A 23960-nucleotide genomic window follows, 5' to 3' on the forward strand; every position below is an offset into this window, starting at 1 on the left:
GCTCAGTGAATCTAGGACTGACTGAAGCCGAAATAATAAAGAGAACGTCTTATGTACCATGATCTGATTAGAAGTGAATTAAACGAAGCTGCTGAAGTGCTCAACAAATTTTTAAGCGATGACCATAACATTGCGCAAATCGAAGCAGCGGCGAAAATGATTGCTGACTCATTCAAGCAAGATGGTAAAGTACTGTCATGTGGTAACGGTGGTTCTCACTGTGATTCGATGCACTTTGCCGAAGAGTTAACAGGCCGTTACCGAGAAAACCGTCCTGGCTATGCTGGTATTGCTATTTCAGATCCAAGCCACCTTTCTTGTGTGAGTAATGACTTTGGTTATGACTTCGTGTTTTCCCGTTATGTAGAAGCGGTTGGCCGAAAAGGTGACGTATTGTTCGGTCTGTCGACTTCAGGTAACTCAGGTAACATCCTGAAAGCGATTGAAGCGGCGCAAGCGAAAGGCATGAAGACGATTGCGCTAACAGGCAAAGATGGCGGCAAAATGGCAGGGCTTGCCGATATTGAAATCCGCGTGCCACACTTTGGTTATGCGGACCGCATTCAGGAAATTCATATTAAGATTATTCATATCATCATTCAGTTGATTGAAAAAGAGATGGAATAGTCGTTTCACGGCCACCTTTTCGAGCTGTGTTGTTAGGGAGTTTTTTAAATCATGTGTGAATTGCTCGGTATGAGCGCTAATGTTCCGACGGATATTTGTTTCAGTTTTACCGGGCTCATGCAGCGTGGAGGTCGAACTGGCCCACACCGTGACGGATGGGGAATTACCTTCTACGAAGGGAAAGGTTTTCGAACTTTCAAAGATCCCAAGCCAAGTTGTGAGTCGCAAATTGCAGAGTTAGTGCAAAATTATCCCATCAAAAGTCGCGCTGTCGTTAGCCATATCCGACAGGCGAATCGTGGCGGCGTTAATTTAGAAAATACTCACCCTTTTACACGTGAGCTGTGGGGGAGGTATTGGACGTTTGCGCACAACGGTCAGCTCTCTGGCTACCAAGACTTGCATACGGGCCGACATCGACCTGTCGGTGAGACAGACAGTGAACTGGCCTTTTGTTGGTTGCTGAAGCAAATGGAAGATCGATATCCTGAGCCGCCAAAGGATATGGAATCTGTATTCTTATATGTTGCTAAATGTTGTGATGAGCTAAGAGAGAAGGGTGTATTTAACATGCTTCTGAGTGATGGTGAGTATGTAATGACGTATTGCACCAATCATTTGTATTGGATCACGAGACGCGCACCGTTTGGTAAAGCCGCTTTGCTTGATGAAGATGTGGAAATTAACTTCCAAGAAGAAACAACGCCACATGACATTGTTTCTGTGATCGCGACTCAACCTTTAACGGGTAACGAAGCTTGGCAGCGGATGAAACCTGGCGAATACGGCTTGTTTCACCTAGGTGAACTTGTGAAAAACAATGCCTCTGAACTGGTGAATGTGCCGTTTGCAGCGGCGAAACCGGGCAATCAGGCGCCAACTGAGCCGTTAGAATAGCGGTTAATTCGGAACAACTCGTAAAGCTCGCTTAATCGCGAGCTTTATTTTTATACGTTTTTTAACCGAATGCGTATACTGGTGAACTCTCATACTTTCTAGGTTCCTAGTCTCGCTAAGGCTTGCCGGAAAGACGTAACTGATAGAAATTTCTCATAAAACACCACGTCATTCTGAACGGTGAGGAACGAACCAGATTCAGAATCTACTTTCCGAGTGTCGTGTTACTCAAGTGGTTATGGGATTTTTTAGAATGTTGGGTTTTAGGTTTCTAGTCTCACTACGGTTTTCTTGAATCAGTTTTATATGTTTCAAAATAACAAAAGGCAGCTCTCAGGCTGCTCTTTTGTGTTTGGAGTTTGGTATTCAGGACTACTCATCGGAGGCGTAGCCGTGTGCGCCAAGTTCTGCGCCATCTAAATAGGCTTTACCATCCTTCATGATCAACCGCTCGTCTACCAACCACTTAGCCACCATAGGGTAGATTCGGTGCTCCTGAGCCTGCACACGTGCTGCAAGTACACTAGCATTATCGTCTTCGAACACCGGAACTTTTGCTTGCAGTATGACAGGGCCACCATCAAGCTCTTCCGTTACAAAGTGCACACTCGTACCATGTTCTTTGTCGCCAGCATCTATTGCTCTCTGGTGTGTGTGTAGCCCAGGATATTTTGGTAGAAGAGAAGGGTGGATATTGATCATCTTACCCATGTAATGAGAAACAAACTCGCTGCTCAGAATACGCATGTAGCCCGCCAGAATAATCACGTCTGGTTGGTACTCATCGATTTGACTCATTAGCTCTGCATCAAAGCTTTTACGCGAGTCGAATGCTTTAGGGTCGACAAAGTGACCGTCTACATCAAAGTTTTTTGCACGTTCTAAACCAAAAGCATCGGCTTTGTTAGAGAACACGGCTGCCACTCGTGCGTTTGGCATGCTGTCTTCGCAAGCTTCCAAGATAGCTTGCAGGTTACTTCCGTTACCCGAGATGAGGACCACAATGTTTTTTAGGGTATGGTTTTTCATGATGTCGAGAGTGCCTTGGTATGGTAGGTTGGAGTTATGTAGCTTCTAAACTACCTACTAATAGAATGGTTTTTAGTGTTCTAGATAGCAAAATGAGGACCTAGTCATCTAGTGTCCTCATTCTTTTTATCTTGTGAGCTCGATTTGCAAATTATTGGATTTCAACTTGCTCTTCGTTCGCTTCAGCTTGCGCGATTTGACCAATAACCCATGCGTTTTCACCTTCTTCTTGAAGAAGAGCAACCGCGGCTTCCGCTTGGTCTTTAGGTAGTGCAACGATTAGACCCACACCACAGTTGAACGTACGGTACATTTCGTGTGTGTCGACGTTGCCTTTCTCTTGTAGCCACTTGAAGATCACTGGCCATTCCCAGCTGTTACCATCGATAACTGCTTTTGTGCCTTCAGGCAGAACACGTGGGATGTTTTCCCAGAAACCACCACCAGTGATATGAGAAATCGCATGGATGTCGTGTTTCTCAATCATCTTAAGTGCTGATTTGATGTAAATCTTAGTTGGTTCTAGTAGGTGCTCACCGATAGTGCGACCTGCTAGTTCTTCGTTCTTATCTGCGCCAGATACTTCTAGGATTTTACGGATAAGGGAGTAACCGTTTGAGTGTGGGCCGCTTGAGCCAACAGCGATAAGTGCATCACCAGCAGCGACTTTCGTGCCGTCGATCACGTCTTCTTTTTCGACGACGCCAACACAGAAGCCAGCAACGTCGTAGTCTTCGCCTTCATACATGCCAGGCATCTCCGCAGTTTCGCCACCAATTAGGGCGCAACCTGCTTGAACACACCCTTCAGCGATACCTGAAACAACATCCGCTGCGGTATCAACGTCTAGTTTGCCTGTTGCGTAATAATCTAGGAAGAACAGTGGCTCTGCGCCTTGCACGATAAGATCATTTACACACATCGCAACAAGGTCGATGCCGATAGTGTCGTGCTTGTTCATATCCAGTGCTAGGCGAAGCTTAGTACCTACGCCATCAGTACCAGAAACCAGTACAGGTTGTTTGTATTTGGTTGGCAATTCGCATAGCGCGCCAAAACCACCGATACCACCCATAACTTCAGGGCGACGAGTACGTTTTACCGCACCCTTAATACGATCCACAAGCGCGTTGCCTGCATCAATATCTACACCAGCGTCTTTATAGCTAAGAGAAGAGTTGTTACCACTCACAGGGAAGTCCTCGGTATTAAGTTGGATATGAAAACGGCGCTATTCTAACAGTGCTTAAACATAGATAGCAAACGTTTGCGTCTGTTTTTTTCTTTAGTGATTTATCCTGATATCCGTGTAAAAATCATGTATAATCTGAAGGTTTGTTTAAATATTGCCAACTATAGCCGGAGATGGACATGAAAGTTGTTGAAGTAAAGCACCCTCTAGTAAAACATAAAATTGGTCTAATGAGAGAAGGTGACATCAGCACAAAACGTTTTCGTGAGTTAGCGACTGAGGTCGGTAGCCTACTTACTTACGAAGCAACGTCAGACTTTGAAACAGAAAAAGTGACCATTGATGGTTGGAACGGTCCGGTAGAAGTAGACCAAATTAAAGGTAAAAAAGTAACCGTAGTACCAATCCTACGTGCAGGTCTAGGCATGATGGACGGTGTTCTTGAGCACATGCCAAGCGCACGTATCAGTGTTGTTGGTATTTACCGTGATGAAGAAACACTTGAGCCAGTTCCTTACTTCAACAAGCTTGCTTCTAACATCGATGAGCGTATTGCGCTTGTTGTTGACCCAATGCTTGCAACGGGTGGTTCTATGATTGCTACGATTGATCTTCTAAAAGAGAAAGGTTGTAACCAAATCAAAGTGTTGGTACTTGTTGCTGCACCAGAAGGTATTGAAGCGCTAGAAAAAGCACACCCAGATGTGGAGCTATACACTGCGGCAATCGATGAGAAGCTAAATGACAAAGGCTACATCGTACCGGGTCTAGGTGATGCAGGTGATAAGATCTTCGGTACTAAGTAATTCTTTAATGTATTACTACGACTGAACAGAAAAAACAAAGGCTTGGTGAAAACCAAGCCTTTTTTATATCTATAATACGAGAAGAATAAAATGCGCCACTCAGTAAAGCAGCGCAGACGCACTATTTCGCGTTCTCTTCTTCCATTTGTGCGTTATCTACAACGTGGTTTTCACCTAAATCGTTTGGTAGCACAAGGTTAAGAATAATTGCCACGATACCGCATAGGCTCACACCTTGTAGGCTGAACTCGCCAATACCGAAAGCCATACCGCCAATACCAAATACAAGTGTTACGGCAACGATCACTAGGTTGCGAGACTTATGTAAATCAACGTTATTCTTGATCAGTGTGTTGAGGCCTACTGTGGCGATAGAGCCGAACAGCAGAATCATGATACCGCCCATGACAGGTACTGGAATCGTTTGAAGAACCGCGCCTAGCTTACCTACCAATGCAAGTACGATTGCAGTGATCGCAGCCCAAGTCATGATCACAGGGTTAAATGCTTTGGTTAGCATTACCGCTCCTGTAACTTCACTGTAAGTGGTGTTTGGTGGAGCACCCACCATCGAGGCTGCGATAGTTGCCACCCCGTCACCTGCGATTGTGCGATGAAGGCCAGGTTTTTTCAGGTAGTTTTTACCTGTAACGTTTGAGATAGCAAGCATGTCACCTACGTGCTCTACCGCAGGTGCGATAGCGACAGGAATCATGAACAAGATTGCGTTTATGTTGAACTCTGGCGCGGTGAAGTTTGGCATAGCTAGCCAAGCCGCTTGTGTTACTGGAGTGAAATCAACCACCCCGTAGAATAGAGAAACAGAGTAACCTGCAAGAATACCACCGACAATTGGAACGAGCTTCAAAAAGCCTTTTGCAAACACGCTTAGTACAATGGTTGTGAGCAGTGAGACCGCCGAGATGATGATCGCAGCATCACCATTAACAAGCTGTGCAGCACCATCACCGGTTTTACCTACCGCCATGTTCACTGCTGTTGGAGCAAGGCCAAGACCAATCACCATGATCACAGGGCCAACGACAACAGGCGGGAGAATTTTATGGATAAATCCAACACCACGCACTTTGATCATCGCCCCTAGAGCCACATAAACCAGGCCCGCTGCCATTAAGCCGCCCATCGTTGCGCCGATACCCCAAGTTTGGATACCGAACATAATAGGAGCAATAAACGCAAAAGAAGAGGCAAGGAAGATGGGAACAGAACGTTTAGTCATTAATTGGAAGAGGAGAGTACCGACACCGGCACCAAAGAGGGCGACATTTGGATCAAGGCCAGTTAGCAGCGGCACAAGCACCAAAGCACCAAAAGCGACAAAGAGCATTTGAGCGCCTTGTAACGCGTTTTTCATAATAATTCCCTATTTTCAAGATACGCAGACAAATCCGGCGAATACTATCATCCTGCAATCGTTTGCAACGTTGCATGGATCAAACTTTCGATTGAATCTTTCCCATAAATAGCATTTTTGAGAGTTAGTTGCTTGCAAATTGGTCTCTTTTACGAGTCTTGCGTGAAGATGAAAAATAGACAGCCTAACTTGTTGAGATAGCTTAATAAGCAATGAATTTATTATAAAAAATAGCACTGAAGCGCTGGTTGAGGCCCGAGTTAACAAAGCTGGTCATAATACAGACAATTTACTCAGTACTTACCTTGCTCAAGATTTGATAGTTGCTTATTATTCGGGTTCTTGTTCAGAGGATTATAAAAACTATGCGCTATTTAGCTCTCTTACTGATAGGTTGGTTGTCCCTACCAGTATATGCATTAACTCAGGTGGATATCTATCGTGCCGAAGTGGTTATCGACAGTGAGCAGAACGACGGTGAGTCTCTGGCTCGTCAACAAGGTATGCAGGATGTGATTGTTCGAGCGACCGGTTCTCAATCCTCTTTAAGCAATCCAGTGATTAAAAAGGCACTTGGTTCAAGTGCGCGTTACATTTCCCAACTGAGCTATGGGCAGGTTGATGGAAAAGCGAGCTTAAAAATGTTGTTTAACAGCGACCAAATCAGCTCGCTTTTAACACAAGCTCAATTGCCATCTTGGTCGCCAAATCGTGCCAATATTTTGGTTTGGATGGTGGAAGAACAGGGATACGATCGTAATATTGCTTGGGAGCATTCCGACTCTTCAAACGCTGTAGCACTTCGCAGTGCTGCGAAATCGAGAGGCTTGCCGATCACGATCCCGGTTGGTGATTTTGATGATGTAACTGGTGTTAATGTTTCTGATCTTTGGGGCGGCTTTATTGAGCCAATTGGCCAAGCGAGCCAGCGCTACCCAGCGGATGCCGTTTTAGTTGTGCGCGCTCAAGGTGAACAAATTCGCTGGACGTTATACGATCAATCACCAATGAGAATTGTTGAAGCACAGCGCTCTCCGCGTAACGGTTCCGCATCAGGCGCCAATGCCATTGCTGAGATGGTTGATGGCATCGCTGACTACTACGCGAGTAAGAGCGCAGTGGTAGTATCTGGAAAATCTTCAAAAGCGTTGGCGGTGAAAGTCCTTAATGTAACGTCTGCCACGGACTTCTTCCGTTTAGAGAATGCGTTAAAACAACTTAATTCGGTTGCGGGTACGGAAATTAAGCGTGTCCAAGGTGATGAGCTGACGCTCAACATCCATCTTTTGGCATCTCAACAAGCTTTTGAGAAAGAAGCTTCTTCTATTTCTCAATTAATGGTTTTTGAAGATCCTTTGGGTGAAGTTGATGCCCCAGCTTTAACTCAAGAAGCAGAGCCAATTGCTCCGATGAATGAAGCTAAAGATACAGCTATGGTAGAAAAAGTGCAGTCTGAAGTGCCTGCGGATATCGCGGCGGAAGCAAAGGACGAAACGCAACCAACTCAGCCTATGATTGTGGAGCCTGTCCGAGAACAGTATGACTTGATCTACGAGTGGCGCTCGGCATCGTAATCGCATTGATAGCTTTCCAGGCGTCAAGCGCAAGGATCAAACACCAATGTGGTAAGCGTAAAAAAGAGTCGCAATAGCGACTCTTTTTGTTTTCTAAATTCGTATTCGAACCAATGCTCAGTGATTGACTGAGATTGGCGTTATTTATTGAATTTCGCTTTTTCTTCTTTTTCTACTTGAGAGAGGCGCTTCAACTTAAGACCTAGCTCTTTGCCTCTCGCTCTAGCAAACAAAATATTGCCAGCGAAACCGAGTGAAGTCAGGAGCAACTCTACTGCCGCAAGCCAACGTTCTCCACCATCCACATAAAGGATGGTCAGCGCATGCAAGAAATACAGCATAAGAACAAAGTTAGCCCAAGCATGAGTGTAAGGCTTACCAGCCAAAATACCAGGCAACGGAAGTAATAGCGGAATACACCAAGCAATAGCAAGTGTTGTGCTGCTAAGGTGAGGGTGAGGGGACAACGCAAGCTGCCAAATTGCGACCCAGGCTAATAAGGCTAAGTTGCCAAATAAAGCCAGGTAACGATAGGTTTTAGCCTGTGTACCGAGTGGTGTTTGGTCTAAAGAGTCAGACATCGATTAACTATCCTTGATTTTACTAACAGACTTTTAGTTTTAACGCTGCAGTTGCCAGCCTTTTGCCTAATTGTTGTGCCAGACGAATCTCTTCACTGCTGAGGGTTGCCTCATGGCCTACACTGCTGGCGCCATACGGAGTGCCTCCGGACTGCGTAGTGTGTAGCTCTGGTTCGGCATAAGGAATGCCCAAAACCATCATCCCGTGATGCAATAAAGGGATCATCATGCTTTGTAACGTTGTTTCTTGACCACCATGCATCGAAGAGGAAGAGGTAAAGACACAAGCTGGCTTATCGATTAAGTCACCACTGACCCATAAAGATGTAGTCTGATCCCAGAAGTGCTTTAAAGGCGCAGCCATGTTGCCAAACCAGACGGGACTGCCAAACGCTAGACCGTCGCACGTTTTCAGTTCCTCTAGAGTAACAATTGGATCAGAAGGGGAGTGTGAGTGAGGTGACAATTCTTCAACTGTACGCAAAATTGCTTGGCATTGAGGAGTCGATTCGACTCCTCTTGCTATCTGTCTTGCCAGTTGTTTTGTCGAGCCGTGACGGCTGAAATACAAAATAAGGATCTGGCAATCCATTTATAGAATATCCAACACTTGCTCTGGTGGTCGACCAATTTTCGCTTTGCCGTTGGCAACTACCACCGGACGCTCAAATAATTTTGGATTTTTCGCCATTGCTTCGAACAATTGCTCATCGCTAACAGAGTCTTCGCCTAGGCCAAGTTCTTTGTATTCGCTTTCTTTGGTGCGCATCATTTCACGTACAGATGAAAAGCCAAGTTGTGCGTACAGCGCTTTTAGCTCATCTACGTTAAGTGGTGTGTCTAGGTATTTGACGACTTCCGGTGTAACACCATTTTGCTCAAGCAGTTCAAGTGTTTGACGGCTCTTTGAGCAACGAGGGTTGTGATAAATCACGACTGACATGGTTTTCTCCATTTCGTTATTGTAATGCCATGAATCGATCTCTTTGGATCATGAGTTGGTCAATACGGGCATCGTATCGAGCTTGCTCTAAGCTGCCCAACTTGGCCATTTTACTTGCTTCACTATAATATTGAATCGCTTTATTCCAGTTTGCTCGCAACGCCAAAATTTCCGCTCGCGCAGCCAACTCTTCATCACTACGTCCTAGCGCGTGGTAGCTCTTCGATATTAGGTGCCAGCCATTTGTATCTTCAGGATAATCATGAGTGTATCGCTGAAGAACTCGCGTGGCTTGAGCGTTTTTATTGTCCTCAAGTAGCGCATTGGCATAGTTAATGGTCAATACTTTATTTTGAGGGTTCCGAGATAACGCTTTACGGAGCATATCGGTTGCTTTTTCTGGCTGCTTCTTCTCGATATATAAATCCGTCATAGCATCCAGGTAGAACGGGTTACTTGGGTCCTGCTCCAGCAACTTTTTCAAAATAGGTTCCGCTTGAGACAAGCGTTTGCTGTCTAAATGTACGAGTGCTCGCCCATAGTCAAAAGCAGGTGTGATGTCCGCAGAGGCTTTCTTTTGAGTTCGCTCAAACCAGCCCAAAGCAGATTGTCCGTCAATGCCGGCGTACCGCGCAACAATGCGCGCACGCGCTAGGTGATAGTCTATTGAAGGCACAACTCGCATTGGTGGATAGGTCCTTGCTCGCGCACGGCTATCGGTAATTCGATCTTCAGGTAGTGGGTGAGTCAGTAGCATTGGCGGCGGTTTACTCGCATAACGATATTCATCTGCAAGACGGCCAAAAAAACGTGGCATTGCTTGAACATCAAAACCAGCTTTTGCCAGTGTCGAAATACCAAAGCGGTCCGCTTCTTTCTCATTTGCGCGAGTGTAGTTGATTTGGCTTTGCATGTTACCTGCGGTTGCCGCCGTAATTGCAGCCATCCCCGCTTCTGGTGAGGCTATCGAAAGCAGTAATGCGCCAGCGAGTGCAGCCAATGTGGCCGGAGAGCGACGTGCTTGCTCTTCCATGCTGCGCGCAAGGTGGCGTTGTGTGACGTGCGCAATCTCGTGAGCAACAACAGAGGCTAACTCGCTTTCTGAACGTGCATGAAGAAACAACCCAGAGTGCAACGCTACGTAACCACCAAAAAACGCGAACGCGTTAATATTGCGGTCGCGAATCATAAAGAAGTGAAACGGCGTTTTTACATCGTTCGCATTGGCTACTAGTCTGTGCCCGAGAGCGTCAATATATTCATTGATAACAGGATCATTAACGATAGGTTTACTGGCTCTGAGCATACGCATATAGGCGTCGCCGTAAATCAACTCTTGGTCTATTGAGAGCGTGCCACCAGCAGCCGTACCAATGTCTGGTAAGTCAATGCTATTAGCATAAGTTGTCGGCGAACTGATTGCAGCTGCAAGACATAAGCAAACTAGCGAGCGAGTGCGTTTTAACATACGTTTAAAAGGTTCTCCAAAATACATAAGCATGTGGTTAGAGGCTGAGAACCTCTCAACAGCGCCACATGCGTTTTGGTTATCCGCGAGGATATAAGCTAGCAATAAGACCGGAAATAAATGAATTGGTTTCGTAAATTATTTTATATCCGAGTCATTTCAGCATGTGGTTAAATCATGTCAGAAGTGCTAGCACCAGCTCAAAAAGCCGTTACAATACAACCCTATCATAAGTGCAGAGCAATACAATGGAATCCATGTTACTTGATTTGCGTGAACAACGTTGCCCTATGGCACTGTTACTTGCAAAGCGTCACGCTGCTGAAGTCTTTCAAGGAGAAACGCAGCAGTATCATCAACTTGTTATTCAAGTGGTGGATAACAGCTCTAAACGAGACATTGTGAACTATCTCAGTGCCCAAGGGTACTCAGTTGATTGCCAATCTACATCAGAGCACTACACATTGACTGTATTCAATAAGGAATCCGCATAAGATGTTTGAAATGGTTAGTCGTTGGTATAAACGACGTTTCTCAGACCCTCATGCAGTAAGTCTCGTCGCGATCTTGCTGTTTGGTTTTATCACCATTTACTTCTTTGGGCATTTGATTGCGCCATTGCTTGTCGCGATCGTTTTGGCTTATTTACTTGAATGGCCAGTCGTAAAAATGTGTCGCATGGGCGTGCCGCGCACTTTGTCGGTCATCATCGTGATCTTAATGTTCGTCGGATTGATGTTGATCGCTTTGTTTGGTTTGGTTCCGACGATTTGGACTCAGGTCGGTAATCTAATTAACGATATTCCAAACATGTACAACGGGTTACAAAAGTTTATTGTCACGCTACCAGAACGTCATCCTGAGTTAGCAAACTTAGAAATTGTAGAAACCGTGGTGACAAATGCCAAAAACCAAGCGTTGGGACTTGGTGAGAGTGTAGTAAAAGGCTCACTTGCGTCATTAGTCAGTATTGCGACGCTAGCGGTATACCTGATTTTAGTGCCACTACTTATCTTCTTCTTACTGAAAGACAAAGAAGAGATGCTAAGAATCGCGAGTGGTGTTTTGCCGAAAAACCGTAAACTCGCGAATAAAGTTTGGCATGAAATGAACGAGCAGATCTCCAATTACATTCGCGGTAAAGTGCTCGAGATTTTAATCGTGGGTGGCGTGAGTTATGTGACTTTTGCCATTTTAGATCTTCGCTATTCGGCGCTGCTTGCCGTAGCAGTCGGTCTATCTGTGTTAATTCCATATATCGGCGCAGCAGCTGTAACTGTGCCTGTCGCCATCGTTGGTCTGTTCCAATGGGGCCTTGCGCCTCCGTTTTATTGGTTGCTGCTTGCTTACGGTATTATCCAAGCGCTGGATGGCAATGTGTTGGTTCCTGTTCTGTTTTCTGAGGCGGTAAATCTACACCCAGTTGCCATCATTGTGGCAGTGTTAGTCTTCGGTGGCTTGTGGGGTTTTTGGGGCGTGTTCTTCGCCATTCCGTTGGCGACACTAGTTAAAGCCGTATGGCATGCCTTACCAAGTACGGAAGAAAACGAACCAGTCGAACAAGAGTAGGCGTTACCAAAGTACGATGCTCAAAAGAAAGCCCAGCAGTTTGCTGGGCTTTCTTGCTATTTGAAGAACGGATCGCGCTTATGCGTTTTCGTTGAGGTAATTTAATACGACTTCGTGGTGATCTTTGGTTTTGAACTTGTTGAACACGTGTTCAATTACGCCTTCTTCATTGATCAGGAAGCTAATGCGGTGAAGACCATCGTATACTTTACCCATGAATTTCTTTTCGCCCCAAACGCCAAATTGGTCTGCAACGGCATGATCTTCGTCAGAAAGCAGGGTGAAGTTTAAATCATCACGCTCGATGAATTTGCCTAGGCGTTTTACAGGGTCGATGCTTACGCCAAGTACGACCACGTTGTGCGCATCGAGTTCAGCTTTGATGTCACGAAGACCTTTTGCTTGTGTAGTACAACCCGGAGTCATCGCCTTAGGGTAAAAGTAGAAAAGTACTTTCTTGCCTTTAAAGTCTTCAAGAGAAACGGTATTTCCGTCTTGGTCGAGCAAAGAGAAGGCTGGCGCTGGCGAGCCTGCTGTCAGCGTATTCATGGTGATTTCCTTTACTTTATAGTGTGTTTTTAATGAAATTCAGAGAACCTTGTACGTTGAGCGACTGACAAAGTTCATCGAAATCTTCTTGTAATTGCATTAAGTTACAATCCGCACTTACTGATGCGGTAATCGCAATGTGGAATTGGTCCGCATCAAGTTGAATTTTCGACTTACTGATAGTTTGGGCGCTAAGAGAGTCCAAACCAATCTGTTGATCCGCGAAGAACTTAGTAAACTTTTCAGTCAGACCTGGGCGGTCTTCAGACTCAATAAACACTTCCATTGTGTAGCTGTTGTCGAGCAATTCGTGCGCCGACGTACGCTTCATAATCGTAATCAGGTCATGCTCTTGGCCAAGTAGGGGCAATTGCGTCTCTACTCGAGTCACACTGCTGGCGTTCCCAGTTAGGAGCATGATCAGGGTAAATTCACTTCCAAAGATAGCGATACGGCTATCGACTATGTTACAACCGGCTTGAGTAACGAGGTGTACGACTTGGTTACAAATGCCTGGACGGTCCGTTCCAACTGCTGTAAGTACCAGATGTTGCTTCATAAATGAGCTTCTTGTCCTTTCTTCAATAGAGAGATGTTAGCACAGATATTGCGGAGAAATATCGAGTCAGTTCTTTTTTTAGTTTACAAAAAAGCAGGTTGGCTCTTGAGGTGAACGATTGGAGGCAAGCAGTAAACGAGGGAGTTGGGGGAATAAAACGTTTGCATGATGTGCTTGCGTGTTGTTTGGTCTTTTTATTCACTCAGGTCTGACTTGGTGAGCACGACCCAAGAGTATATTTTCCTGGCTTGTGCACTTCAGTATTTTCCAAATCACTGATAGATTCTAAAGTCACTCGAAAGCCCAACACGATTATCAATATTGCCGCTAATCAAACCAAATAGAGCAATTAAGTTGCTAGACCTCTAACAACTGATAATTATTCATTCATTTGTACTTTGTAAGCGAGTTTACGCTCTTGTGTTTTTCAATCGCATTACAGTACCATGCAGAAAGAGTTAAATGAGGGAGATAAACATGTTTTCAGGAAGTATCGTAGCGCTGATTACGCCATTCAAAGCAGATGGCGAAGTAGACTTTGACAGTCTGCAAAAGCTAGTAGAGTACCACGTTGAAGCGGGTACAGACGGTATTGTGGCAGTAGGCACAACAGGTGAGTCAGCGACACTGACCATTGAAGAGCATGTAAAGGTCGTTAATAAAACTGTTGAGTTTGCCGACGGTCGCATCCCTGTGATTGCTGGCACGGGTGCAAATGCAACCCACGAGGCAGTAACATTTAGCAAATTACTGGCTGATTCTGGTATTGCTGGCTTCCTGAGTGTGACACCGTATTACAACAAACCAACTCAAGAAGGTTTGTTCTTGCACTACAAGGCAATTGCTGAAGCGAGTGATGTGCCTCTAATTTTATACAACGTACCAGGCCGTACTGCTGTTGATATGCAGCCAGAAACAGTGGCACGCTTGTCAAAGCTTGATAATATCGTGGCTTTAAAAGATGCAACGGGCGATTTGGACCGAATTGCAATTCACCGTGAACTTTGTGGCGAAGATTTTATCTTACTAAGTGGCGATGATGCGACGGGTCTCGATTTTGTGAAACTTGGCGGCAATGGTGTTATCTCGGTAACGAACAATATTGCAGCTAAAGACATGGCAGACATGTTCCATTTGGCAAGTGAAGGTAAGTACGAAGAAGCAGAAGCGATTAACCAACGCTTGATGACTCTACACAAAAACCTTTTCATTGAAGCAAGCCCTATCCCAGTAAAATGGGCAGCGCAAAAGCTTGGTTTAATTGAAGAAGGTGGTTTGCGTCTTCCTTTAACCACACTTTCTGAAAAATCGCAGCCGATCGTTGAACAGGCGTTAACCGACGCCGGTATTTATTAAAATTGAGCTATTAAGATTGAGTTACTAGGATTGAAGTTCATACTGGGGGCCAAAGCGCCCTCGGTGTTTTAGGAGTATAGATGAAGCTTTCAAGCCAGTTAGTGTTAAGTTCATTAGCTGTATTCGTATTGACTGCCTGTTCAGGTGGTGCCAATCAACGTCGTCAAGCAAAAGATGACTTCGAGTATTTGAACTCCCCCAATTTGGGTGAGTGGAATGTCCCACAGGGTGCACAGCCTCAGTTTTACCCTAACTATGAGATCCCTCAGGGTAACTATGCTGGTGGTGTAGGTAAAAATGTCGACATTCGTCCACCTCAACAAGTCCTAGAGCTTATTCCTGGTGCACGTCTGGACCGCAGTAGTGATGGTGAAGTGACACTTTGGCTACTTCGTAAAGATGAACTAGACAAGGTTTGGCAAACGGTACAAAACATGGTCGCGGCCAACGAGATTCCAGTTGAAAGCCAAACAGATTCTCGCATCGAGACAGGTTGGGTGACGTGGGATTCGCCAGACGAAGAGCTGGAAATTGGTAGCCGATATGAGATCGTACGTGCTGAAGCAAATGGTCGACACGGCTTTAAAGTGAGTCTTATTGACTGGCGTGAAGGCAATCAAGTGAAAGAAGTAACGGCGACCAACCGTGAGCGCTACAATGTGTTCATGACGAACTTGGTAACCGCTCGCTACGATCAAGAAGTACGTGAAGAAGCACAACGTAAAGCGCAAGAGTTGGTTAAACAGATCCCAATTACAATGGGTAAAGACCGCAGCGGGCTTCCTGTGATTGTCGCGCGTGCGCAATACAACATGCTTTGGCAACGTCTGCCTAATATTCTACCTAAGATGGGCTTTAAGATTGAAGAGCGTAGCCAGTCTCAGGGCACAATCACTGCGAAATATGCGTCTCCGGATGATGAATTCTGGAACGATATCGGCGTTAAACCAGTGGAGTTAGATGCTGGTAAGTACACATTCTTACTTGGTGATTTAGGCAACCGTACATCTATCAATATTACGGATTCCTCTGGTAAGCCAGTAGAAGAAGAGTTTTTGAAATCACTAGCGCCTGTATTGGCTGCGACGGTGAAGCAGTAACCAAAGCGAACTTAACGCGATACGTTTACACAATAATTGAAAAGGGACCCAGTGGTCCCTTTTTTGATGCTTATATTCGGCGTGTCGGGATAAAGTAGGTGTTTAACTAACGAGGCTCGTCTTTGTTGCTCTCCTCGTCAGCGGAGCGCTGTTTATCCAACGTGTTCAGCTTATCTAAATCGTTCTTACGGCTTTTATCCATCTGACCAAACTTCATTTTTGCGGTGTATTTGAGTGCGGCAATGTTACCAATGACCACGCTCAACACTACAATGATAATGACCCAAGGATTGGTGAGTATTTCTATCATAGAGCCTCCGGCGGCGTGATATTGTGAATAAATTTGGCAACGACGTTATCCAAATTATTCAGTATGACGTCAATCCCTGCAATGTTATCGGTCTGATTTTGCTGAATCAACTGGCTTCTGAGTACATCAAGCGTCAACTGCTCGAGGCACTGTTGCCCGATAGTGCGGTGGCTAATGTGCCAAGGCTCAATCGAAACGCCACCTAAATCTTGCTGATAAGGGAAGAAGAAGCCGAATCGACCAAGGTTGGCTTTTAACCATTGGTAGAACGCTTGCTGGTGGCCTTCAATGTACTCCCAAGGTTCCAGCTTGAGTTTGGTGTCAGTAGGCAATAAATTGCGCGCATAGACATCAAAATCACAACCCCAATGATGACGACTTCCTCCAGGCAGTGCCGACCAGCGCAAAATGGCCATCAACTTCTCTTCGTCATTTAACTCTGCTTTGTTTAAAGGGCGGGAGTTGACGTCGAGAATTGGCAACTCACCAGAAAACTTCCCGTTCCAGATCGCTTTTTGGCGGTTGAAGTCACGAAAACCACTGGCGATTTCCATTTTAAAACCTGCTTCTGTTGCCGCTTCAATCATCTTTAGCAGATCGTCAGCTACTTCAGGGTGGAGTAGAAACGCTTTTTGACCCACTAAAGTGGATTGCAGATGAGAATCTGTGGTGCCGGTGAGTTGCTCTGGTGTCATGGTGTTCTCGCTGATTATTTCGCTAACAGGTGTTTCAACGTGTTCTCGTACATGTCAGTCAACTTTTCTAGATCGTCCACTTTCACGCATTCGTTCACTTTATGAATCGTAGCATTAACAGGGCCTAACTCTACGACTTGACCACCCATTCGAGCGATAAAGCGACCATCAGATGTACCGCCAGTTGTAAGTAGTGCTGGCTTCGTATCATTCACGTCGGCAACAGCAGCAACAACCGCATCTAGCAGCGCTCCTGTATCGGTCAGGAATGGGTCGCCGTTGAATGTCCATTTTAGGTCGTAGTCCAGCTCATGCTTGTCCAATGTTTCGGTAACACGCTGAACAATTGCGTCATTGTTAAGCTCAGTACTAAAACGTAGGTTGAACTGAACATGGAACTCGCCAGGAATGACGTTAGACGCACCAGTGCCAGCCGATACGTTCGGGATCTGGAAGCTGGTTGGTGGGAAATAATCATTTCCTTTGTCCCACTCGGTTGTTGCGAGTTCATGAATGGCGAGTAGAGACTCGTGCACAGGGTTATTGGCTAGGTGAGGATAGGCCACGTGGCCTTGTGTTCCTTTTACCGTCAAATCGCCCGTGATAGAGCCGCGACGTCCATTTTTCACCACATCGCCAACTACTTCGGTACTGGATGGTTCACCGACGATACACATGTCGATATTTTCGCCACGTGCCATCAACGTTTCTACAACACGAACAGTACCATTGATAAATGGTCCTTCTTCATCCGACGTAATTAGAAAGCCGATTGAGCCTTTGTGGTCTGGGTTCTCTGCAATGAAGCGTTCGACAGCAACGACCATAGCAGCTAGCGACCCTTTCATGTCCGCTGCACCGCGACCGTGTAGGTAACCATCAATAATAGTTGGTTCAAACGGATGTGTATCCCAGTGCTCCAGTTTGCCAGCAGGTACCACATCGGTGTGGCCAGCGAACGCAAATAGTGGCGCTTCTGAACCACGGCGAGCCCAGAAGTTCGTGGTGTCTTCAAATACCATCACTTCAATTTCAAACCCGAGTGCTTTTAAGCGCTCGATCATCAAATCCTGACAACCTGCGTCTTCCGGCGTTACAGATTGTCTACTGATCAGATCTTTAGCAAGTGCCAATACTGGACTGTCTGTCATCCTTGAGTATTCCTTTATTTAAGAGTTGAAAATGGTAGCGTATTGATCAGCTTTAAAACCGATATGAAGTTGATCATTCACTTTTAAAATTGGGCGCTTGATCATCGCCGGATTTTCTACCAAAAGAGCGATCGCGTTTTCTTCGTTAAGCGTGTCTTTCTGCTCTTGTGTGAGTTGGCGGTAGGTCGTGCCACGTTTGTTGAGCACCTGTTCCCAACCTAAAGCGCGACAAAATTCGCTTACCATAGCTACATCAACGCCTTGCTTACGGTAGTCATGGAAGTCATAAGTAATATCCTCAGCTTCTAACCATTTTTTGGCTTTTTTGATCGTATCGCAGTTGGGAATACCAAACATGGTAATCGACATAGTGTTTCCTTTTTTCTTTGTTCTATTTTTCACTGGCGCGGTTAAGACGCACTTAAGTGATTTGGGCTGCTATAGCATCCTATCAAGAAGCAATCAAACTGACAAAATGCGGTGGAAAATATTTTCAGATAGATTGAGATAACTGATGTTACGTAACTTATTTACGATGAATGCACTATAAATCGAATAAAAAATCGTCTAAATCAAATGGAAAAGTCGAGTTATTGATCAAACGCAACATCTCGCTGAGCAAAAACGAAATAATGAATCAGCACAATTTTAGGAGGTGTCAATGGAATTGAGTCCTGTTTTTGCAAGGCGGCTATATTTGGCCTTGTTGGTGGAAAACCTAGAAAGGCCGAATGTGCCAAAGTTGATCGAAAAAACGGGGTGGCCTCGTCGTACAATTCAAGATGTACTCAAGGCGTTACCTGGGATCGGCATTGAACTCATATTCGTTCAAGATGGCCGACGTCATAATGACGGCTATTATCAACTTTCAGATTGGGGGCCTTTTGATAGCCAATGGGTTCTAGAGCGGGAGAGAGATATCGCTAGCAGTCTTGGATTTCGTGCATAAGCCAGCAATTGCTGGCTTTTTTCATATTCAGGCGTCATCCATTGCAGCGGTAAGCGGAGCCCAGCACGCTAAATGAGGTGATAAAATCTTGCGGGGAGACCATAAAAACGGTGTCCGCATCGATAGCCGCGGCATTGTTTTTTAAATCATTCATCGCACCTTGCATCATCGCGTCATTAGTCATAAAAATGTAGTTATACCAGTGACCCTCACTTCCGGTGACTTCGCCTTTGTATTCGCATCGATCAGGGTTGAACTGAGCGTCAATGCGAATATGAACATCTTGGCTTTGAGCATGAGTAAGGTGAGAAGGCATCGTGCAACCAGAGAGAAGTACGACAAAAAGTCCAAGTAATAGGTGTCTCATCAGCTATTTCCCCAATACTATGTAAGCAGCAAAACCAATCCAGCTCAGAGCGAGCAGTACCCAAGGCAGTTTGCTTGATGCATGGTTTGGCGCATCGTTGGTGATGTTGTCTTGTTCGATAGCTTCTTCATGCTGACGTTGCTTTTCACGTTGCTGTTTTTTCTTTGCTTTATCGGCTTGACGATTGCGCTCTTTTTGCTGCTTCTTATATTGAGCGATGCCTTTTTCGATACCTTGAGCGATCAGCTTGGTTTGCTCTTTGGTTTGCCCCGGTTTCTGTGTGGATTTGGCAATTCTCATCGCTTCGGCTTGAGTTTCTTGAGAAGGCGCTGGGGTAGCTGGAGTTCTTTTTTTCATGTTTCTCATCAACGTCATTGTAAATCTTTGTTTAGTTTACCTGTGTAAGATGATGAAATGAACTTTAGTTCTCATCTTTGCTGGCTTGCAACTCTGAAATGATAGGTTAAAGTGGCGTTTTATCACATTAAGAAGAAGATGTTGTGCGCTACTCGTTTGACCAATATGACGCCCATGGATTTTTAAAAGCGCCGATTATTTTATGGTTTGGATGGATGTTTCTTGTACGTTCATGGGTTGTGTTTGCGATGGCAGGCGTAAGTCGTGATAGTGGCAGTAAGCTACTCGCTATTGTTTATCCAGACTCAAGTACGCTGTATTTGGGTTTGGCTATGGGCATTCCAAGCCTGCTTCTCATGTGGTTGATGGGGCTCCGTCAACCCGATAGAGAATGGGTAAACAGAATTACTCGCTATGGTCGAGAGATCACTTTGATCTTGTGCGGTATCCAACTGGCTCAGACCATGTATCATGTGTATCTGGAACATGGTGTATTCAACTGGGCAAACGCCCTTACCATTACCTTATTAGCTTGGTTTATGATCTATCTTCTAAATGGAAGATGGGTAAAAGACTGTTTTCATGTGCCACAATTGGAGCGCAATGAAGAGCAGCCTTCGAAGAATTAAAAACAATAACTTCCCACACCGGGGCAAAGTATAGAGGAAACCTCAATGTCACAAGCTCAAACGGCGATCGTGCCAGAAGCAGGGCCATTTGCACTGTACACTCAACTTAAAGTGAACCAAAACCGTGAAAACGTATTGGATAAGCTGAAAGCACTACCAAAGTTAGTGGAAGAGTTAAATATTACCCAGCCAGGCGCGGCGCTGACCCTTTCTATCGCATTCACAAAATCGTTTTGGCAACACCTCAATGTAGACGCGCCAGAAGAGCTTATTGATTTTACTCAACTTGGCGAAGGGGATATCGTAGCGCCTGCAACGGATGTTGATGTGCTGATTCACTGTCACTCTACTCGTCACGACTTGCACTTTTATGTTCTGCGTAAGTTTCTAGAAGAGACGGCAGAAGATGTCACCATTGTGGACGAAACGTATGGGTACCGTTACCTTGATGCGCGTGATATGACAGACTTTATTGATGGGACAGAAAACCCGAAAGGGGAGGCTCGCGCTGATGTGGCTCTAGTAAAAGAGGGCCCATTTGCTGGAGGTAGTTATGTCATGGCTCAACGCTTCGAACATAACCTTGCCGCTTGGAATCGCTTGAATGTCAAAGCGCAAGAAAAAGTGATTGGTCGTACCAAACCAGACTCTATCGAGCTAGAAGACGTTCCTGCTGCATCACACGTTGGTCGAGTTGATATTAAAGAAGAAGGAAAAGGTCTCAAGATTGTTCGTCATAGCTTGCCATACGGGACGGTGACAGGGCCTCATGGCCTGCTGTTTATCTCTTACTGTAATACACTTCATAACATTAAAGTGATGCTAGAAAGTATGTACGGCGTGACAGATGGTAAAACAGACCAAATGCTTCGTTTCACAAAAGCGGTAACTGGTGCGTACTTCTTCGCTCCTTCACAAGAAATGCTCGCAGAGCTAGCCATCAAGTAAGTTCTCAGACTTTATTTCTTAAGCCCTCCAATTGGAGGGCTTTTGTTTTCTATTTCTATTCCAATCTCTTTTCAAAAAACACTAAACTTTTCTGTTACTTGGTCGATAAGTACTCAAAGCCTTAATTTTAGGACCCTTTATTCGTGGCGATCACCGTTAATACCAATGTTGCAGCACTTGTCGCACAACGTCATTTGACCAGTGCAACGGATATGCTGAATCAATCCATGGAGCGTTTGTCTTCAGGGAAGCGTATTAACAGCGCAAAGGATGACGCTGCGGGTCTGCAAATCTCCAACCGTCTGCAATCGCAAATGCGTGGTTTGGATGTTGCGGTTCGCAACGCGAATGACGGCATTTCCATCATGCAAACTGCGGAAGGCGCGATGAATGAGGTGACCAATATCATGCAACGTATGCGTGATTTGTCGCTACAGTCAGCCAATGGTTCAAACAGCAAAGCGGAACGCACTGCACTGCAAGAAGAAGTGACGGCACTTAACGATGAGCTAAACCGCATTGCCGAAACGACCTCCTTTGGTGGGCGTAAACTGCTCAATGGCAGCTTTGGTAAGTCGGCATTTCAAATCGGTGCAGCGTCAGGTGAAGCTGTGCAAGTTGAATTAAAGTCGATGCGCAGTGATGGCATTGATATGGGCGGCTTTAGTTACATTGCAAACGGACGTGCAAGCTCTGATTGGAAAGTAAAAGACGGTGCGAATGATCTTAGTATGTCATTTACGAATCGTTTTGGTGAGACGGAAACCATTCAAATTAATGCCAAAGCTGGCGATGATATCGAAGAGCTTGCGACTTATATCAATGGTCAAACTGACAAAGTCACGGCATCGGTGAATGAAGAAGGTCAGTTACAGCTATTTATGGCTGGAGAAGAAACTTCAGGCACTTTATCGTTTTCAGGTGACTTAGCGAGTGAACTGGGGTTACAGCTAAAAGGTTACGATGCGGTTGATAACATCGACATTACGTCTGTCGGTGGTGCGCAACAAGCCGTGGCCGTCCTAGATACTGCGATGAAGTACGTTGATAGCCATCGTGCTGAGTTAGGCGCGTATCAAAACCGCTTTAATCACGCGATCAATAATCTGGATAACATCCACGAAAACTTAGCCGCTTCCAACAGTCGTATCCAAGACACTGACTACGCGAAAGAAACCACGCAAATGGTGAAGCAGCAGATCTTGCAGCAGGTCAGTACTTCTATTCTTGCACAAGCAAAACAAGCGCCAAACCTAGCATTAACCTTACTTGGCTAATGATCGACCTCGCTCGAATTTAACGCAAAACCTGCCTGTATCGACAGCTCGAAAAGAAGCTTTAGCGAAAGTTTGACGTTTTTTTGCTTTTTTATCTGCTTCATCACGATTCCTTCTCCAAATGAACTTTTTTCAAAAAAATCCAAAGAATTCCCTAAAGAAATCAGTTTGAGCGCCGTTAATAAAAGTAACTTTGAGAGAACTACTTGGTTTTCCGAGACGTCGGAAACCGCTATACCGGAAAATCAATTGGAGAAATCACCATGGCAGTGAATGTAAACACTAACGTATCAGCGATGACCGCTCAGCGTTACCTAAACAACGCAAACTCAGCTCAACAAACTTCTATGGAGCGTTTGTCTTCGGGTTTCAAAATCAACAGCGCAAAAGATGACGCTGCGGGTCTACAAATTTCGAACCGTTTGAACGTACAAAGCCGTGGTTTGGATGTGGCGGTTCGCAACGCGAACGACGGTATCTCAATTGCACAAACCGCTGAAGGTGCAATGAACGAGACCACTAACATTCTTCAACGTATGCGTGATTTGTCTCTACAATCAGCAAACGGTTCAAACTCGAAATCAGAGCGTGTGGCGATTCAAGAAGAAGTGACCGCGCTAAATGACGAACTAAACCGTATCGCAGAAACCACTTCTTTCGGTGGTAACAAGCTGCTAAACGGCACACACGGTGCGAAATCGTTCCAAATCGGTGCGGATAACGGTGAAGCCGTGATGCTTGAGCTAAAAGACATGCGTTCAGACAACAAAATGATGGGCGGTGTGAGCTACCAAGCTGAAAGTGGTAAAGGTAAAGACTGGAACGTTGCTGAAGGTAAGAACGACCTAAAAATCAACCTAACGGACAGCTACGGTCAAGAGCAAGAAATCAACATCAGCGCAAAAGCAGGTGACGATATCGAAGAGCTTGCGACTTACATTAACGGTCAAACTGACCTAGTGAAAGCCTCAGTAGACCAAGACGGTAAACTGCAAATCTTTGCTGGCAACAACAAAGTCGAAGGCGAAGTCGAGTTTTCAGGCGGCCTATCTGGCGAGCTAGGTTTGGGCGAAGGTAAAAAAGTAACGGTAGATACTATCGACGTAACCTCAGTTGGTGGCGCACAAGAATCTGTGGCTATCATCGATGCGGCACTGAAATACGTAGACAGCCACCGCGCAGAGCTGGGTGCATTCCAGAACCGTTTCAATCATGCAATCAGCAACTTGGATAACATCAACGAGAACGTGAACGCGTCGAAGAGCCGTATCAAAGATACTGACTTCGCGAAAGAAACGACTCAAATGACCAAGTCACAAATTCTATCGCAAGCGTCAAGCTCAATCCTTGCGCAAGCGAAACAAGCGCCAAACTCAGCGCTAAGTCTGCTAGGTTAATTTCAAACCTAAGACGAGAACCTCATTGGCTCGTGGTGAGAGATGAGCGAGTAAACCCAGCTTCGGCTGGGTTTTTTTCTGTCTTTTAGGGACTCAGGATTTCTGCGAATCACGACATTAGAGCTTCATCACATTTCAGTAAGCCAAAGAAAATAATCGCAAAAAATTGAAAATTTCTTCTAAAGGATATTCATCGGTCGCCGTTAAAGGGACTGAGAGAAATGAGATGTACCTAAGTGAGGTGAGAGACACGAC

General features: G+C 45.3%; 28 protein-coding genes. 13 read left to right on the plus strand and 15 right to left on the minus strand.

The genetic code is table 11. The features are described 5' to 3' along the window. Positions 1-51: 51 nt before the first annotated feature. Together lpcA and NL643_RS03205 are read left to right on the plus strand one after the other, a co-directional pair. Positions 52-627, plus strand: a complete 576-nt coding sequence (gene lpcA / locus NL643_RS03200; RefSeq protein WP_005380392.1) for a D-sedoheptulose 7-phosphate isomerase — start codon at positions 52-54, stop codon at positions 625-627. A 51-nt stretch (positions 628-678) separates the two neighbouring features. Further along, on the plus strand, positions 679-1524 hold the full coding sequence (locus NL643_RS03205) for a class II glutamine amidotransferase (protein ID WP_006741678.1): 846 nt from the start codon (positions 679-681) through the stop codon (positions 1522-1524). A gap of 372 nt (positions 1525-1896) precedes the next feature. Here the strand turns inward: NL643_RS03205 and purN are convergent, their stop codons facing one another. Both purN and purM read right to left on the minus strand, forming a co-directional pair. After that, positions 1897-2553, minus strand: coding sequence for a phosphoribosylglycinamide formyltransferase (gene purN / locus NL643_RS03210; protein WP_253643894.1), 657 nt, complete (start codon positions 2551-2553; stop codon positions 1897-1899). Between the two features lie 151 nt (positions 2554-2704). Then, the gene (gene purM / locus NL643_RS03215) at positions 2705-3745 is read right to left on the minus strand and encodes a phosphoribosylformylglycinamidine cyclo-ligase (RefSeq protein WP_054867197.1); all 1041 of its coding nucleotides are present in this window, start codon (positions 3743-3745) and stop codon (positions 2705-2707) included. Positions 3746-3924: 179 nt separating this feature from the next. On the opposite strand from purM, the gene upp reads away from it, so the two are divergent. Next, positions 3925-4551, plus strand: a complete 627-nt coding sequence (gene upp / locus NL643_RS03220) for a uracil phosphoribosyltransferase (RefSeq protein WP_041852906.1) — start codon at positions 3925-3927, stop codon at positions 4549-4551. 121 nt (positions 4552-4672) lie between these two features. On the opposite strand, the gene NL643_RS03225 is transcribed toward upp, so the two are convergent. Then, complete coding sequence (locus tag NL643_RS03225) at positions 4673-5926, minus strand: uracil-xanthine permease family protein (protein WP_047008859.1); 1254 nt, start codon at positions 5924-5926, stop codon at positions 4673-4675. A gap of 365 nt (positions 5927-6291) precedes the next feature. Here NL643_RS03225 and NL643_RS03230 point away from each other — a divergent pair, with 365 nt between their 5' ends. Further along, positions 6292-7500, plus strand: coding sequence for a DUF2066 domain-containing protein (locus NL643_RS03230; RefSeq protein ID WP_065645522.1), 1209 nt, complete (start codon positions 6292-6294; stop codon positions 7498-7500). A gap of 140 nt (positions 7501-7640) precedes the next feature. Here NL643_RS03230 and NL643_RS03235 read toward each other — a convergent pair whose 3' ends face one another. From NL643_RS03235 to NL643_RS03250, 4 genes are read right to left on the minus strand one after another with little or no spacing between them, the layout of a single operon-like run. Next, positions 7641-8081: a DUF2069 domain-containing protein gene (locus NL643_RS03235; RefSeq protein WP_012841511.1), complete on the minus strand. Its 441-nt coding sequence runs from the start codon at positions 8079-8081 to the stop codon at positions 7641-7643. A 22-nt stretch (positions 8082-8103) separates the two neighbouring features. Then, entirely contained in the window at positions 8104-8673 is a 570-nt protein-coding gene (gene wrbA, locus NL643_RS03240) for an NAD(P)H:quinone oxidoreductase (protein ID WP_253643895.1), read from the minus strand. Continuing rightward, positions 8674-9024 (minus strand): arsenate reductase (glutaredoxin), encoded by a 351-nt coding sequence (gene arsC, locus NL643_RS03245; RefSeq protein WP_005380410.1) that lies wholly within the window; start codon positions 9022-9024, stop codon positions 8674-8676. A gap of 16 nt (positions 9025-9040) precedes the next feature. Further along, positions 9041-10492: a M48 family metallopeptidase gene (locus NL643_RS03250; RefSeq protein ID WP_253643896.1), complete on the minus strand. Its 1452-nt coding sequence runs from the start codon at positions 10490-10492 to the stop codon at positions 9041-9043. A gap of 257 nt (positions 10493-10749) precedes the next feature. Here NL643_RS03250 and NL643_RS03255 point away from each other — a divergent pair, with 257 nt between their 5' ends. Beyond that, a complete protein-coding gene (locus NL643_RS03255) occupies positions 10750-10986 on the plus strand; it encodes a sulfurtransferase TusA family protein (protein ID WP_046875522.1) in 237 nt (78 codons plus the stop codon). Between the two features lies 1 nt (position 10987). Further along, positions 10988-12061 (plus strand): AI-2E family transporter, encoded by a 1074-nt coding sequence (locus NL643_RS03260; RefSeq protein ID WP_006741685.1) that lies wholly within the window; start codon positions 10988-10990, stop codon positions 12059-12061. Between the two features lie 78 nt (positions 12062-12139). Here the strand turns inward: NL643_RS03260 and bcp are convergent, their stop codons facing one another. Together bcp and NL643_RS03270 are read right to left on the minus strand one after the other, a co-directional pair. After that, positions 12140-12610, minus strand: coding sequence for a thioredoxin-dependent thiol peroxidase (gene bcp / locus NL643_RS03265; protein WP_005380418.1), 471 nt, complete (start codon positions 12608-12610; stop codon positions 12140-12142). Between the two features lie 16 nt (positions 12611-12626). Beyond that, the gene (locus tag NL643_RS03270; RefSeq protein ID WP_012841515.1) at positions 12627-13169 is read right to left on the minus strand and encodes a glycine cleavage system protein R; all 543 of its coding nucleotides are present in this window, start codon (positions 13167-13169) and stop codon (positions 12627-12629) included. Positions 13170-13646: 477 nt separating this feature from the next. On the opposite strand from NL643_RS03270, the gene dapA reads away from it, so the two are divergent. Both dapA and bamC read left to right on the plus strand, forming a co-directional pair. Beyond that, the gene (gene dapA, locus NL643_RS03275; RefSeq protein ID WP_012841516.1) at positions 13647-14525 is read left to right on the plus strand and encodes a 4-hydroxy-tetrahydrodipicolinate synthase; all 879 of its coding nucleotides are present in this window, start codon (positions 13647-13649) and stop codon (positions 14523-14525) included. Positions 14526-14605: 80 nt separating this feature from the next. Further along, the gene (bamC, locus tag NL643_RS03280) at positions 14606-15625 is read left to right on the plus strand and encodes an outer membrane protein assembly factor BamC (RefSeq protein WP_253643897.1); all 1020 of its coding nucleotides are present in this window, start codon (positions 14606-14608) and stop codon (positions 15623-15625) included. Between the two features lie 106 nt (positions 15626-15731). Here bamC and NL643_RS03285 read toward each other — a convergent pair whose 3' ends face one another. The 4 genes from NL643_RS03285 to NL643_RS03300 are packed head-to-tail and all read right to left on the minus strand — an operon-like array spanning position 15732 to position 18150. Further along, a complete protein-coding gene (locus NL643_RS03285) occupies positions 15732-15935 on the minus strand; it encodes a DUF2897 family protein (RefSeq protein WP_012841517.1) in 204 nt (67 codons plus the stop codon). Continuing rightward, positions 15932-16630, minus strand: coding sequence for a M15 family metallopeptidase (locus NL643_RS03290; RefSeq protein WP_253643898.1), 699 nt, complete (start codon positions 16628-16630; stop codon positions 15932-15934). The genes NL643_RS03285 and NL643_RS03290 overlap by 4 nt, the downstream gene beginning before the upstream one ends. A 14-nt stretch (positions 16631-16644) precedes the next feature. Next, positions 16645-17781 carry a succinyl-diaminopimelate desuccinylase gene (gene dapE / locus NL643_RS03295; protein ID WP_047008854.1) on the minus strand — a complete coding sequence of 379 codons (1137 nt, stop codon included), beginning with the start codon at positions 17779-17781 and terminating at the stop codon, positions 16645-16647. Between the two features lie 18 nt (positions 17782-17799). Beyond that, complete coding sequence (locus NL643_RS03300; RefSeq protein WP_048625863.1) at positions 17800-18150, minus strand: ArsC family reductase; 351 nt, start codon at positions 18148-18150, stop codon at positions 17800-17802. A 292-nt stretch (positions 18151-18442) separates the two neighbouring features. On the opposite strand from NL643_RS03300, the gene NL643_RS03305 reads away from it, so the two are divergent. After that, a complete protein-coding gene (locus tag NL643_RS03305; protein WP_005380433.1) occupies positions 18443-18730 on the plus strand; it encodes a helix-turn-helix domain-containing protein in 288 nt (95 codons plus the stop codon). Between the two features lie 34 nt (positions 18731-18764). Here the strand turns inward: NL643_RS03305 and NL643_RS03310 are convergent, their stop codons facing one another. Both NL643_RS03310 and NL643_RS03315 read right to left on the minus strand, forming a co-directional pair. Then, on the minus strand, positions 18765-19097 hold the full coding sequence (locus tag NL643_RS03310; protein WP_082244950.1) for a DUF4156 domain-containing protein: 333 nt from the start codon (positions 19095-19097) through the stop codon (positions 18765-18767). Between the two features lie 3 nt (positions 19098-19100). Continuing rightward, a complete protein-coding gene (locus NL643_RS03315; protein WP_253643899.1) occupies positions 19101-19454 on the minus strand; it encodes a DUF2956 domain-containing protein in 354 nt (117 codons plus the stop codon). 143 nt (positions 19455-19597) lie between these two features. On the opposite strand from NL643_RS03315, the gene NL643_RS03320 reads away from it, so the two are divergent. From NL643_RS03320 to NL643_RS03335, 4 genes are all read left to right on the plus strand, one after another. Continuing rightward, positions 19598-20083: a DUF2919 domain-containing protein gene (locus NL643_RS03320; protein ID WP_253643900.1), complete on the plus strand. Its 486-nt coding sequence runs from the start codon at positions 19598-19600 to the stop codon at positions 20081-20083. A 45-nt stretch (positions 20084-20128) separates the two neighbouring features. Next, positions 20129-21031 (plus strand): Dyp-type peroxidase, encoded by a 903-nt coding sequence (locus NL643_RS03325; protein ID WP_048625862.1) that lies wholly within the window; start codon positions 20129-20131, stop codon positions 21029-21031. 143 nt (positions 21032-21174) lie between these two features. Then, positions 21175-22308, plus strand: coding sequence for a flagellin (locus tag NL643_RS03330; protein WP_046875529.1), 1134 nt, complete (start codon positions 21175-21177; stop codon positions 22306-22308). 263 nt (positions 22309-22571) lie between these two features. Further along, positions 22572-23705: a flagellin gene (locus NL643_RS03335; protein ID WP_005393103.1), complete on the plus strand. Its 1134-nt coding sequence runs from the start codon at positions 22572-22574 to the stop codon at positions 23703-23705. Positions 23706-23960 lie beyond the last annotated feature (255 nt).

Source organism: Vibrio sp. Y42_MX_L11, from assembly GCF_024181785.1.
GTDB lineage: Bacteria > Pseudomonadota > Gammaproteobacteria > Enterobacterales > Vibrionaceae > Vibrio > Vibrio diabolicus.